Below are 13943 nucleotides of genomic sequence, written 5' to 3'. Positions count from 1 at the left end.
TGAATACTTACAGTTTACCCCAATGAAACGCTATGAGTTTTTTTGTTGCACTATATTTTACAATTTATCATATAATAAACAGTTTGTTTTTATCCTAAAAGAGCTTCGGTTATCTTGACCGAAGCTCTTATTCTATTCATCCAAATATTCTACTTGACCAAACTGGCTGTTAATCTGGTCTTGGTAAGTCTCATAAATTGAAAGAGGGATTCGCAAGCAAGTATCTGCTGCATGTCCTGCAAAAGGACGATGTGTCAGAAGGGCTACTTTTCTTCCCTTTTCATGCTCCTGCTTCAAGCGATCTATCAGTCTAAGAATCTGACTTTGATCCTCAGGTGAAGTTTTATCAAGCAATAAGGTCCATTGACTCCAATCTGGTGCCTCATCTTCGCCACAGATCGAAGTATAGTAAGAAACCTTTTCGCCAACTTGACCGAATCCAGCTGTTAAATCCAAAGGACGTAATTTTAGCTCAGGACATAGTTGTTCCTTCTCTTGTCGCTCATACAAGTAAAGATTATATAAAAACTGGAGATAAAACGGATCCATTCGGCTCAGGTCACTCACTTCTTCCATCTCGAATCCTCTATGAAATGCCTCTAAGATAGATGAGAAGCGATATGGCATTCGTTTGGCAATCCGTTGGATGAGTTCATCGTCCGAAACCTCTTTTAGAATATGCTTAGGCCATTGATCCGAACCAAAATTTTCAACGGCTTGCTGATAGGCTTCTTCCAAACTAGTACCAAACCCATGAATTGCACCAACTGAATGAATTTGTGTATTGAGAACTTTTGTCACCTTTTTCATCGGAAAGACGGGTAGTTTAAAGAAAATACGATCTAGAGTGGGTTCAAACAGGGCTGTAAGACCCTTCATCGTTGGGTGAGGAAGGTCCAAAAGGTGGTCGCCTAACTTTAAGCATAAGGCCTGGTGGTAAATCGAATAACCTAAGGCCATGGACATGGTCGAGAAGGAATCCGAAGCAAATGGATTGACCTCAAGAATATAGAATTGGTAACTCTTTGGATCTAGCGCAAACTTGATGGAAGTTGCTCCAACCAGTCTCAAATGCCGGACAATAGATAATGCTGCCTCTCTCAAGGTCTGATGCTCGGTATCCGTCAGCGTCAGACTAGGGATGACTTGATAAGAATCACTGGAGTGGATCCCCACCGGGTCGACGCTCTCAATGTTTCCCGCAAGGTAATAATTATCCTGACGATCTCGGACAACGATGTATTCCAACTCCTTGAAACCAACCGTTGAAAACTCCAGCAAACACTGAGCCTGTGGTGATACTTCTAGTCCTTTTTCGACAGCATCACATAAATCATCCAAGTTATTAGCAATCCGACGACCTTGCCCATGCTTGCTGGCAAGCGGCCAAACAACAATAGGGAATTGGATCTGCTCCGAAAACTCAATAGCCTCTCTGACTGTCGAAACCAAGGATGAGGAAGGAACTTGATAACCTAAGTCCTGTAGAAAAGACTTTTGGTCTGCCTGGTGGTAAAAGGTACGGTACTGTCTAAGCGAAGTTCCTAGAATACGGATCTTGTGTTCCTTGAGAAACCCAATTTCCTCCAATCGAAATAATAGCCCAAGGACTTGCTTATCCGCAAATGACAGTAGTAAATTTTTGGTTTTCGTCGCTAGAAGGGCTTCTTTTAGACTATCCAATTTTAAACGAATAACGGAAACAGCATTTCCTGCTTCTTTGGTGATGTCGTTCTCGTCTCCACAATAGAGGACTTCTGTCTGGTAACCACGTTCTTTTAATAAGGGACAAGACGTGAGTGCTCCAAGCAAACTGACATCATTGAAGGATTCTGCACACAACAGCGTTACTTGATTCATGACCATAACTCCTCCCTTCTTTCGTCTAATTTACTTTCAATCAAATCCATAAATTCATCATAGAAATAAAGACTTTCCCTTGGTCCTGGACTGGACTCAATATGGTAGAGGACACCTATCAAGGGAAGATAGCGGTGACGAAAGGCCTCGATAGAGTGATCATGAAGCTCCTCATGGGTGATCAGAAAATCTCGTGGAAGAGTATCACGCTCGATGTTGTACTGATGATTCTGGCTAGTGATTTCGACTTTTCCAGTAGCAACTTCTTTTACAGGAATGTTAAGTCCTCGATGAGGACTTTTTAGTTTGGTGAGGCTTCCCCCGTGGGCAAGGGCCAGCAATTCTGCCCCCAAGCCGATTCCCATAATTGGAATATGAGGATCGATTTTAGCAATGACCTGGCAAATACCATCGATATGATGAGGATTCCCTGGACCACTGGATAGAATAATGCCATCCGGCTGCAAATCCTTTAATTCCTTCAATTTAATAGAATAAGGAACGACCGTGACGTTACAACCTCGTGCAATCAATTGACGCAAAACGGAATGCCGTAAGCCCAAGTCGATCAAGACGATACTCTTCCCAAACCCTGGTGCAGCATAGGGGGTTTTGGTCGACACCTGGCGGACTTGGTCAAAAGGCAAGACAGTTGCCCGGAGCTGATCCAAGATATGCTCGATCGCATCCCCCTCATTGACCACTGTAGCCTTGATACTTCCATGTTCAGTGACAATTTTAGCCAGCTTTCGAGTATCGACTCCTTGGATCCCTGGAATATTGTGTTTCTTCAGGTAAGCATCTAAGGATAATTGTTTGCGCCAATTACTGGGATGACTCGCTAATTGGTGCACTACCACTGCTAAACACCCAGGAAAAATAGATTCATAATCATCTCGGTTTATCCCAGTTGTACCGATAACTGGAAAAGTAAAGGCTAATATTTGCCCCTTATAGGACTGGTCGGTAATCAACTCCTGATAACCCGTCATGGCAGAATTTAAGACCAATTCTCCACTGACATAGGTATCAGCTCCAAAACCAGTTCCTTCAAAAACCGTCCCATCTTCTAATACTAAGAGACGTTTTACCATAAATTCTCCTTACAAACTCCAAAAAGAAAAGTGAGAAAAGACCACCTTTTTGTAGACTCTCTCACTTCTCCTTTCTTTTTTACATATTATTTACGTCCAGCTAAAACCGCTTCGATGATAGCCATGCGGACAAAGACACCATTGGTCATTTGCTCCACGATGCGTGATTTAGGAGCTTCTACCAAGTGGTCAGCAATCTCCACATCACGGTTTACTGGAGCTGGGTGCATCAAGATGGCTGTGTCTTTCATACGATCATAGCGTTCTTGTGTCAAGCCATGCAAACGATGGTAGTTCTCTTTTGAGAAGAGAGACTCATAATCATGACGCTCGTGTTGCACACGAAGGAACATCATGACATCGACCTCTTCGATCACTTCATCGATAGTGACGAAGGTTCCATAATCTTCAAATTCCGCACTTCTCCATTCGTCTGGGCCTGCAAAGTAGAGGGTTGCTCCCAAGCGTTTCAAGATTTGCATATTGGATTTTGCAACCCGTGAATGATCCAAGTCACCAGCAATACAAACTTTAAGTCCATCAAAGTGACCAAACTCTTGATAGATGGTCATCAAGTCTAGCAAACTTTGGCTTGGGTGTTGACCGGATCCATCTCCCCCGTTGACAATTGAGGCTGTGATGGTTGGACTTTCAATCAATTGCTTGTAGTAATCTACCTCTGGGTGACGGATGACGCAGATATCAACTCCGAGAGCTGACATGGTCAAAATGGTATCGTAGAGAGTTTCACCCTTGTTTACAGAGCTCGTTTTCACATCAAAGTCAAGGAGGTCACAACCTAATTTTAACTCAGCCACTTCAAATGCTTTGTGCGTACGTGTTGACGACTCAAAGAAGAGGTTAGACACGATATGTTGCTCATCATAATGAGCTTTTGCTCCATTTTTAAACTCAATACCACGCTTAATCAAGGCCATAACTTCTTCGTTTGATAAAGCTTCCATTGAGACAAGGTTTTTAAGTGCGATTTGATTTGTAGACATGTTGTAACTCCATTCCAAAGATATGCATATGTGAAAACGATACAGGAAGCTTCCTCAGTCACTCCTGTATATAGCGACGATTTGAAAACTACCTTATTCACTCACCTCGATCAAGATGCGATCTTGACCATCTAGCTCAGTCATCTCGACAATGATTTCCTCTGATCGACTTGTTGGAATGTTCTTTCCAACATAATCTGGACGGATCGGCAATTCTCTATGACCGCGATCCACTAGGACTGCCAGGCTGACCCGCGATGGACGTCCACGACTGACAAGATTATCGATGGCTGCTCGAATGGTCCGACCTGTATAAAGGACATCATCAATCAGGATGACATCTTTGCCAGTAATATCTACTGGTAAGACGGTTGAATCTTCTGTTACTTTGATATCATCACGGAAAGGCTTGGTATCCAATTCACAGACTGGAACTTCAATTTGTTCTAGCTGTACTAACCGTTCTTTAATGCGATTGGCAATGAAAACGCCACGAGTTTTGATCCCTACCAAAACAATTTGGCTCAGATCCTTATTCCGTTCGATGATTTCATACGTGATGCGAGTAATCGCTCGCTTCATGGTCAGATCATCAACGACTTCTTTGATCTTCATCTTTTCCTCCTAATTGATAGAAAAAAGCCTCCCTTTTCAAGGAGGCTTCAGAAAAATATCAAGAGATAAGACCTAGAACGCATCTAGTTCACCCCTTATTTTGATCAGACTCCTTGCCTGCCTCACGGGACAGGATTAAAGGACTATTTAATTATCCATACTATATCACAGTTTATAGTGGGATGCAAGAAAAAACTCATTATTTTCTACGAATGTTCGGATTTACATCCACAAATCTTTTATTTAATGATGATCTGTTCCTTTTTTCCCAATCTTCTTCAAGGCAAACAAGCCACATCCAGCTAGTAAATAAGCAACAAAAATGATGCTCGCCATCTTGACCACATAGAGCCAACCAAAACGATTGACATTGATAAAGAAATAAGGGAAAGGACTGTCTTTTGCCCCTGGTACTGGCCACTTAAGGACCAAACCGTTGAGAAGGGCAAAGACCATATAGAGCAAGGGAAGCACAGTCCAAGCTAATGGATCCGACTTACGGTATTGTTTCGGTTTATCAATCACCAGGGTGTCAAAGAAGAACATCAAAGGAACAATGTAGTGACAGAGGAAGTTTTCCAAGCGGTAAAACTTCTCAGGTGTCGCGATGGGTGCTAGCATAAAGTGGTAGATGACACAGGTGATCATAATAGACATGGTGACACCGCCCTTTAAGCGAAGATAGCCCTGAGTCTGGGTCGAACGACCACGAAGCATGCGCCAGACCATGTCCCCCATAAAGAACATGACCAACATGTTGGACAAAATGGTGTAATAGAGCATCATCCCAAAGCCACCATGCTTGGTCAGTTGCAAATAAACGCCGATTACACTCAAGATAAACAATAGAAAACGATAGCTAAACAATAGTTTGAATTTCATAGTATCCTCCTGAAAGAAAAGGGCTAAGCCCTTCTTCTTATTCTTAGATCTTCTTCACAAATTCTGATTTGAGTTTCATTGCGCCAAATCCATCAATCTTACAATCAATGTTGTGGTCGCCTTCAACAATGCGAATGTTTTTCACGCGCGTTCCTTGTTTCAAATCTTTTGGTGCACCCTTGACTTTCAAGTCTTTGATTAAGGTGACAGTATCCCCATCAGCCAATTTGTTTCCATTGGCATCAATCGCAACGACACCATCTTCTTCAACGACTTCAGCTGGGTTCCATTCATAAGCACATTCTGGACAGACCAAGAGGGCTCCATCCTCATAGACATATTCTGAATGACATTTTGGACAGTTTGGTAAGTTATTCATTTCAATCTCCTTAGCAAAATTAACTCCCATAGTATACCATGAAAGGGACGTTTTGACAAATACTGCTCAACTCTAGCATTTTGTACAAAAGAGGAGGCAACTCGACCTCCTAGAATCGATAATAACCTTTAATCTTCTTGTAATTCTTGAATGCCTCGAACCACGCGTACTCCTGCTTGACTCCTATCTCGTAGTTCTTCTTCAGAGTATGGGAAGGTATTGATCAAGATACTTTGCATACCAATACTTTTCGCTACAGCTACATCTGTAGTGAAGTCATTCCCTACTATAACCGTTTTATCAGGATTCAACTGGTGTTCTTTGATCACTTTCACGAGAAATTCGGACTGAGGTTTTCGAACTCCAGCATCTGACGACAGATAAATATCATGGAAAATCTCTCTCAAGCCGACCAAATCAATCTCTGGGTTGGTAAAGTCCGCTTGCGCATTGGATAATAGGTAGATCCGACAACCAGCAGCTTTCATATCTTCTAAGACTTCTTTCGTGTGTGGGTAAAGCTCCAAGCGTTTGCGAGAGAGAACACGGAAGGTTCGTGCAATCAAACGCCCCCACTCTTTGAGATGATGGACACTGGCTCCTGTTGGATGACTTTCTAGATAAAGCTGAACAAAGATCACGGTCAAGTCAATCTCCGGATAAGTGACTTGTTTTTCCTTAGCGATACTTTCCTCAGCTTGCTTCACCAACTCCTTATAGCGTGCTTGCAGGCTTTCCCCTGTATAATAAGCACCATAGGATTGGTAGATTTGGGCCATGGTCTCCCACAAGACTGGACTCGACTCATCGGTTTCGATATCGACCAAGGTTCCATAAAAATCAAAAATATAGTTTTTAAATGCGTACTTTTGCTGATTCATCTCTTTCTCCCGTTACAAACATGGTAAAGGTGGCTTTACAGACATTGACACCTTCCTGATTGGAGATATCGACATCGACAACCCGAGTTGTCCGCCCACTGTGGACACATTCCCCGTGAATCGTGAGGATATCTCCTAGGCGCCCTGCTTTCAAATAATTGATGGAAGACTGCAAGGTCACACCATCTACTCCCTGTGAAATCACGACCAAGCCACTGATCTGGTCACACAAGGTAAAGAGATAGCCACCGTGCGCGTTTCCATAATAATTAAGTGACGATTCGACCACCTTAGTTGTCACAATGACATGGCCATCTCTCATGGTTTCGATCTCGTAATTTTCAAATGCTGCAATGGCATCAAAGTGAAAATCCTTCATGTTAAAACCTCTTCCCGCTATATAAGGTATTCCTAAACTCTTCCATCATACTATTTTTTTCCACTTCTTACAAGAATAAGAAAAGAGCTAGTGTTACCTAACTCCTTAATAGCGAAATTTTTCCCAACCATCATCTGTCCGTTTGCGATAATAGTACTCGGATAAATCTGGGTCTTCCATCACTTCCAGCAGAGGAAGCATGTCGTAGGACAAGTCCAACTTTTCTAATTGGTCCTTCTCAACCCAAGAAACTTCTCCTTCTTCAGACGATCTGAGCTGACCTGCGAATCTTGTTGCCTTGTAGCAAAAGACAATATAGCGGCCTCCCTCATCTGGCTCCCAGTCTTTGACTGCGACCAGTTTTGGATCTGCAATTGTCAGTCCTGTCTCTTCGTAGACTTCACGAATGACGGATTCTACCAAACTTTCTCCTTCTTCAATGTGGCCACCTGGAAAAGCATAGCCAGCCCAGTGAGTCTTTTCAGGTGAGCGGTATTGGAGGACTACTTTCCCATTTTCAAGATCTTCGACCATGCAAAGATTGCACAGTATAGTAGGCGTTGTACGTGACATATATTTCCTTTCTATGATATTGACAATTAATCAATATAAACTTTTTTCTTTATCTCTTTTTCATCACAAAGGGATTTACCAGCTCATGGTATTCATCATAGGCATCCAAAAGAGAGCCTCTCTGAAAGACAATTGACTTCTCTTTTAAATAATACTCCGAGTGAATCGTTACCGAACCATGACATCACTGCTAAAGAACAACTCAATGAATAATACCAGGATCAGGCTAGCAAAGAGACTAAAAAGTAGCCCCCCTCGACATTCTTCCAACTGACTATTTGTGTCCGATAGAAGGGATACCAGTTGTAAATGAAAACGAAAAACGTTCTTGCCTTAAATAATGATCAATAGGATATGAACACCTAATCGAAGCCAATGATCAATTAGAGGCGTATCTGGATCACTATTTTTACTATCTAAGAATAGGCTGAGCGATAACAAAAGTAAAGCAAGGGCAATGACTATTTTCAGAGATAGCATCATACCACCAATAGCAAGAGTAGCTAGAAAGCCAAAAAATGGCAACGGGCTAAATAAAAATGACAATAAACTGAAATAGAGCATAAACGAAGAGAGTATCAATAAGCCGTAAACAATCAACTTAGTGAAAATTGAGACTCTTTTTCCTTCTCTTTTCATTTTTGATAGTGAATAAATGACATAGATCATATAGATAAAAAGTAGCATATGGAATCATTCCTATGTTTTATAGATTATGTAATAGTTTAACCAAAAGCCAATCAAAATACAACTAAAGACTCTAACTTATCAGTAGTAACCCATCTCTGATCAAAGTTTCTTGACTTCTACTGCTACCTTTTGGAGATGCTGTTTCCGCATACTAGCGGTATTCACATCGCGGCCGACTTCACCCAAAATGCAGACGCGCTTGGTTTTAATCCCACAGTGGTTCAAGACGGCATTTTTCAAAACGGAGATACCATAACTATCAGGAATGTTGAGAGGGCCTGAAAAGATCTTGTACCACCAAGTAGGCGCCATGGAGGTCGCATAAATACTGGCGGTTTTGCCTTTAAGCAACTTCTTGAATTGCTTGCCTCTAAGGTAATTCCAGATGAAGCTTCCTTGATCATTGGCCGAGTAGGCAATCCCTGGTGTAAAGACCCGGTCAATCCAGCCCTTCATAAGGCTCGGCATACTACTCCACCAGATGGGATAGACAAAGATCAGGTGATCCGCCCACTGGATCCATTCTTGAGAACGAAGGATAAACGAATCTTCTTCCATCCGCTTTCGATAGCCATAACGTAAAACAGGATCAAAGTCCTCTTCATTAAGGTTGATGACTTCAAGTTCATGGCGACCTGAGTCAATATTTTCGACAATGGTTTGAAAAATAGCCTGACAGTAACTTTCCTTATCAGGATGCCCATTGATTACTAAAATTTTCATTCGTATTCTCCTTCAAGTCTTTTTTTGTTCAATCTCTTTCATTCTTTTTACTTGATTAATTGATAATGGTTCAAAGATTGATAGATACGTCCTTTAGGAATTTTTATTTGAAGAACATATCATCCGCAATTCCTTAACAGGTTTTCCAAGTTTAAGTATTTGTTCTTGGCCATCAAAAGTAAAACCCATTTTTTGATAGAAAGCAATAGCTCGCTTATTCTCTTTCAATACCCATAAATAAATTTCAGAGAATGGATCAAGAGCAACAAATGCAGCATGCATTAACTGTTTACTCACACCTTTTCCATAGTAATCTTTTAAAACATATAAGGCAATGATTTCACCAGCTTGAATGGTCTCATCACGGTAATTTCCATAGCTGATAAATCCAACGACCTTCTTTCCATCCATCGCAATCAAGGTATTTTCTGGATATTTTTGACTAAAGAATCGACATTTTTCTAATGTCATCGTCTCCTGAAAATCCGCGGGTAAAAGATCGTCATAAGCCTCTCTCCACGTTTGCCAATGAACGAGAGATTTTCCTTCTATCTCTTCAGGTGTTTCCATCTGTTTGACAGTGATGACCATTTGCTTCCTCCCATTCTTCTCTCAAAATGCCGTATTTAATACTATCATAATAAACACCTTGATAATAACGAACTTTTGGAATATGAGCTTCTTTTTTCATTCTTAATTTTTCAGCCAATTTCATCATACCAAAATTTCCTGACCAAGTTGTTAAACCAAGATGCTCCAACTCCAAGTAATCCTGAAATGTCCGATCTATCCACTGTAGCATAGCAGCTTTTCCAATTCCAGAGTTCCAAAATTTGTTATCATAAATACAAATTCCCAATTCCATCCATCTTGTTTCTTTACATACCCAGTAGCGCGAAACAGTCCCAACTAGTTTATCATCAACAAAAATACCAAGGCGATTTGAGTTGTTTAGAGTGGATTCTAATTTTTGTAGTTTAAATTCTTGAAAATTAGGAAAATACTGATAATCGTCATAATAGGGAGCGTCATACTGCTTCCAATTTGGATTAGATTGTGAATAAGCAATTTCCCACAAAGGCACCAAATCTTCTTCTATTAGTTTTCTTAAATCGATCATATTTATCCCTCAATCCAAGGCCTTGACTTCCAACATCATATCGCGGATTTGGGCTGCCAGCTCGAAATCAAGCACTTCGACAGCTTCTTGCATTTGACCTTGCAGTTTCTTGACCAGTTCTTTGCGCTCTTGGCGGTTGAGACTGGTAATGTCCACTTCCTTGTCTTCTTCCTTGGCCACAGCCTTAGTAACAGAAATAAGATCTCGGATTTCCTTCTTGATGGTTTGTGGGACAATGCCATGCTCTTCATTATAAGCCTTCTGAATCTGACGACGACGGGCTGTTTCATCAATCGCACGTTGCATAGACTGGGTCATGGTGTCCGCATACATGATCACATGTCCCTCACTATTACGGGCAGCACGACCGATGGTCTGAATCAGTCCGCGTTCATTACGAAGGAAACCTTCCTTATCCGCATCGAGAATGGCAACCAGACTGACTTCTGGTACATCTATCCCTTCCCGAAGCAGGTTGATTCCGACCAAGACATCAAAAACACCCAGACGCAAATCACGGATGATTTCTGTCCGCTCTAAGGTCTTAATATCCGAGTGCATGTATTTGACCTTGACACCCATTTCTTTAAAGTAGTCAGTCAAGTCTTCTGCCATCTTCTTGGTCAGGGTGGTAACAAAAGTCCGCTCTCCACGTTCTACACGCGCATTGATCTCACCCAAGAGATCGTCCATTTGTCCCATGGTCGGACGCACTTCCACCTCGGGATCTAGAAGACCAGTCGGACGAATAATCTGCTCGATCACGGTATCCGTCTGTTCCATCTCATAGTCACCTGGTGTCGCTGACACATAGACAATCTGGTGGACATGGCTTTCAAACTCTTCACGACGCAGTGGCCGGTTGTCCAAGGCAGATGGCAAACGGAAACCATAGTTGACCAACATCTCCTTGCGTGAGCGGTCTCCATTGTACATACCCTTGATTTGGCCCATGGTCATGTGGCTTTCATCGATCATGATGAGGAAATCTTCAGGAAAGAAGTCAAGAAGGGTGTATGGTGGCTCTCCCTCACTCCGGCCATCCATATGACGGGAGTAGTTTTCTACGCCATTAGTGTAGCCCATCTCTCGCAACATTTCAATGTCATACTCAGTCCGTTGTTTCAATCGTTGGGCTTCCAAGAGCTTGCCTTCTTTTTCAAAGACCTTTAACTGCTCTTCCAGTTCAGCCTGAATCTTGGCAATGGCCACTTCCATATGGTCGTCATTGGTCACGAAGTGAGTGGCTGGGAAGATCGCTAAGTGGTCCACATCTCCTAGAACCTGGCCGGTCAAAGCTTCAATCTCACGAATCCGCTCAATCTCATCCCCGAAAAACTCCACCCTGAAAGCATGTTCATCACGCGAAGCTGGGAAAATCTCGACCACATCCCCACGGACACGGAATTTCCCCCGTTGGAAATCAATGTCATTGCGCTCAAACTGGATATCCACCAGGTCGTTCAGCAGTTTATCGCGAGAAATCTCAAGACCTGGGCGAAGGCTCACCACGCTATCCGAGTATTCTTTGGGAGAACCCAACCCATAGATACATGAAACAGACGCAACTACAATGACGTCATTGCGCTCTAAGAGGGCTGAGGTTGCTGAGTGACGAAGCTTATCAATCTCATCATTGACCGAGCTATCTTTTTCGATATAGGTATCGCTCGACGGCACATAGGCTTCTGGCTGGTAGTAATCATAGTAGGAAACAAAATACTCAACCGCATTCTCTGGAAAGAATTCTTTGAACTCCCCATAGAGCTGGCCTGCTAGTGTCTTATTGTGGGCAATGACCAAGGTCGGCTTATTGACCTGGGCGATGACCTGGCTCATGGCATAGGTCTTCCCCGTACCAGTCGCTCCCATCAGGATTTGTGCCTTCTCACCACCCTCGATGTTATCCACCAACTGTTCAATGGCCTGTGGTTGGTCCCCAGAAGGTTGGTATTTGGATACAAGTTTAAATTTGTTATCTGTAATTCGATTAATCATCTCTTTGTCCTCACATATATAGACCTTATTTTACCATAAATCACTAGAATTCTCTGAGATGAGGAATGAAGAGGGAAGACAACATGTTATAAAATGATCCGTTAAATCGGGATATGTCCGAATTACAACATCATTAATTAGACACGCATTAGCATGGAAACTAAACAAGACTCTCGCAATTACTTCGAAAGTCTTGTCTTTTATTCTAAAACCATGAAATACGTAATTAACATCAATCTCATTGATTTACAAAATTAGCAAGGTTCGCTCATCAGTATCATTTTTATTTACTACTTAACTTCTTGGTTCCTTACCAAGAGGTAGAGAGTTGCTCCAAGTGAACTTACAAGTCCAAAAACGTAAATACAGAGTTGCAAATTGGAAGCACTACCTAATATGGTATCCGCAACAATATTATAAAATAGATAACTAGTCAATGGTTCCACTACTCTTTCTATGAATGGTTGTACCAAAATAGGAAATAGTAGCAAAATAGCTAAACTCCCCATTGGACTTTTGAAAAAATAACTTAAGAAGTAAGAAATCAAAAAGTATTGGATGGAGCCAATCAAATAGAAACTGAAAATTTCTAAACTGACACCATTTTCGCTACTAAAAAAATGAAACCATATAAGCAGTACAATGAAATATAAGGTTGATTGTAGTACTACATCACATAACTCTACGAACAGGATCCGAATTGAACTTAAGATCCTTTTTCCACTTACCAAATAAACTAGTTTTGTTTCGTGTGATTGTAACTCTACAAATGCATTAACACTCCCAATACCAACAGAGAGCATTGATGCAAAAACAAGAGCTTGCTTTAAAGATAATTCTACAATTGTACCATTGATTGCAACTGGTAAAATACTTAAGAGACACACAAAACCTATCAAAAATGACTGTATGGTTATCTGGTACTTCACGGGTTTTAAACTATATTTTTTGACGATAAGACTGAAAAATACTTTTGCCATTCTTCCTCCCCATTCGAATCTTTTCTACAACCATTATGAACACCAAGAACAAGATCCCTTCTACTACTAAAAGTGTAAATCCATACAATTGACTCGTTTGAGTCCCTTCAATTCGGCCAAAAGCAAATGATTTTGCTCCAATCAAAGGCAATAGATTTTCTATTTTAGAGGAAATTCCTCTTAGAATACCTGATAAACTGATTACCAATAATAAAACATCTGCAATTAATGAAGTCATTGATTTTTTCGTTACTATTACGAAAAGTAAAGCTAATAAAGTAAGAACGATTGCAAATATCATAACTCTTACCGTAACATCTAAGAACAAAGTCAATTCTAAATAATTCTTTAAAGTTGAATCTAGAAAAATGAGTAAGATAACAGCATTTACTATAGAAATTATTAAAGTAGAAAGTAACGATAAGACAATCGAACTTGCCATAAACCCAGTAAGACGAACTTTCCAGTTTGGGATCAATAACTGAGTAAAATTATCATTACCAAATTGGTAATGGGTTGAATAAACAAGTGAAACCAAGATTGGTAAGAAAATAACACTTGCTTGGTAGGGGGAGGATAAGAGAGCATCCCTGACTGTATAGACTGGATTCGATGATAACATAGACGGATCAAGGTTAACTGCTTGGCCATTTCCTTCTACTAAGGCATTAATCACCTGAATATTTTGAATTGATAAATTGTAAAATATAGTGCAACAAAAAAACTCATAGCGTTTCATTGGGGTAAACTGTAAGTATTCACACA

Annotated in this window: 15 protein-coding genes; all 15 read right to left on the bottom strand. The window is 41.1% G+C overall.

Features of this window, described 5'->3' with window-relative positions:
• Positions 1 to 132 precede the first annotated feature (132 nt).
• Complete coding sequence (locus K1J10_RS08735; protein ID WP_223356879.1) at positions 133 to 1860, bottom strand: ATP-binding protein; 1728 nt, start codon at positions 1858 to 1860, stop codon at positions 133 to 135.
• The gene (locus K1J10_RS08730; protein ID WP_125336085.1) at positions 1857 to 2954 is read right to left on the bottom strand and encodes a carbamoyl phosphate synthase small subunit; all 1098 of its coding nucleotides are present in this window, start codon (positions 2952 to 2954) and stop codon (positions 1857 to 1859) included. The genes K1J10_RS08735 and K1J10_RS08730 overlap by 4 nt, the downstream gene beginning before the upstream one ends.
• A gap of 86 nt (positions 2955 to 3040) precedes the next feature.
• On the bottom strand, positions 3041 to 3958 hold the full coding sequence (locus tag K1J10_RS08725; protein WP_048788845.1) for an aspartate carbamoyltransferase catalytic subunit: 918 nt from the start codon (positions 3956 to 3958) through the stop codon (positions 3041 to 3043).
• Between the two features lie 93 nt (positions 3959 to 4051).
• Entirely contained in the window at positions 4052 to 4573 is a 522-nt protein-coding gene (gene pyrR, locus K1J10_RS08720) for a bifunctional pyr operon transcriptional regulator/uracil phosphoribosyltransferase PyrR (RefSeq protein WP_223356871.1), read from the bottom strand.
• A 243-nt stretch (positions 4574 to 4816) separates the two neighbouring features.
• Positions 4817 to 5455, bottom strand: a complete 639-nt coding sequence (locus K1J10_RS08715; protein WP_223356869.1) for a Pr6Pr family membrane protein — start codon at positions 5453 to 5455, stop codon at positions 4817 to 4819.
• A gap of 43 nt (positions 5456 to 5498) precedes the next feature.
• Positions 5499 to 5834 (bottom strand): zinc ribbon domain-containing protein YjdM, encoded by a 336-nt coding sequence (locus tag K1J10_RS08710; RefSeq protein WP_006597346.1) that lies wholly within the window; start codon positions 5832 to 5834, stop codon positions 5499 to 5501.
• Positions 5835 to 5962: 128 nt separating this feature from the next.
• Positions 5963 to 6715, bottom strand: coding sequence for an HAD family hydrolase (locus tag K1J10_RS08705; protein ID WP_223356867.1), 753 nt, complete (start codon positions 6713 to 6715; stop codon positions 5963 to 5965).
• Positions 6690 to 7094 (bottom strand): PaaI family thioesterase, encoded by a 405-nt coding sequence (locus K1J10_RS08700; RefSeq protein ID WP_223356865.1) that lies wholly within the window; start codon positions 7092 to 7094, stop codon positions 6690 to 6692. The genes K1J10_RS08705 and K1J10_RS08700 overlap by 26 nt, the downstream gene beginning before the upstream one ends.
• Before the next feature lie 105 nt (positions 7095 to 7199).
• Entirely contained in the window at positions 7200 to 7667 is a 468-nt protein-coding gene (locus K1J10_RS08695) for an 8-oxo-dGTP diphosphatase (RefSeq protein WP_223356863.1), read from the bottom strand.
• A 789-nt stretch (positions 7668 to 8456) separates the two neighbouring features.
• Positions 8457 to 9080 (bottom strand): NAD(P)H-dependent oxidoreductase, encoded by a 624-nt coding sequence (locus tag K1J10_RS08690; RefSeq protein ID WP_223356861.1) that lies wholly within the window; start codon positions 9078 to 9080, stop codon positions 8457 to 8459.
• A 93-nt stretch (positions 9081 to 9173) separates the two neighbouring features.
• The gene (locus K1J10_RS08685; RefSeq protein WP_223356854.1) at positions 9174 to 9671 is read right to left on the bottom strand and encodes a GNAT family N-acetyltransferase; all 498 of its coding nucleotides are present in this window, start codon (positions 9669 to 9671) and stop codon (positions 9174 to 9176) included.
• Complete coding sequence (locus K1J10_RS08680) at positions 9637 to 10200, bottom strand: GNAT family N-acetyltransferase (RefSeq protein WP_223356852.1); 564 nt, start codon at positions 10198 to 10200, stop codon at positions 9637 to 9639. Before K1J10_RS08680 ends, K1J10_RS08685 begins: the two co-directional genes overlap by 35 nt.
• A 9-nt stretch (positions 10201 to 10209) precedes the next feature.
• Positions 10210 to 12198 (bottom strand): excinuclease ABC subunit UvrB, encoded by a 1989-nt coding sequence (gene uvrB, locus K1J10_RS08675; RefSeq protein ID WP_223356850.1) that lies wholly within the window; start codon positions 12196 to 12198, stop codon positions 10210 to 10212.
• Between the two features lie 290 nt (positions 12199 to 12488).
• Complete coding sequence (locus K1J10_RS08670) at positions 12489 to 13178, bottom strand: hypothetical protein (protein ID WP_223356848.1); 690 nt, start codon at positions 13176 to 13178, stop codon at positions 12489 to 12491.
• On the bottom strand, positions 13138 to 13917 hold the full coding sequence (locus tag K1J10_RS08665) for a hypothetical protein (RefSeq protein ID WP_223356881.1): 780 nt from the start codon (positions 13915 to 13917) through the stop codon (positions 13138 to 13140). Before K1J10_RS08665 ends, K1J10_RS08670 begins: the two co-directional genes overlap by 41 nt.
• Positions 13918 to 13943: the final 26 nt, after the last annotated feature.

The organism is Streptococcus australis (genome assembly GCF_019930045.1).
In the GTDB taxonomy this organism is placed as follows: domain Bacteria; phylum Bacillota; class Bacilli; order Lactobacillales; family Streptococcaceae; genus Streptococcus; species Streptococcus australis_D.
This window is presented reverse-complemented; position numbering and strand designations above follow the sequence as displayed.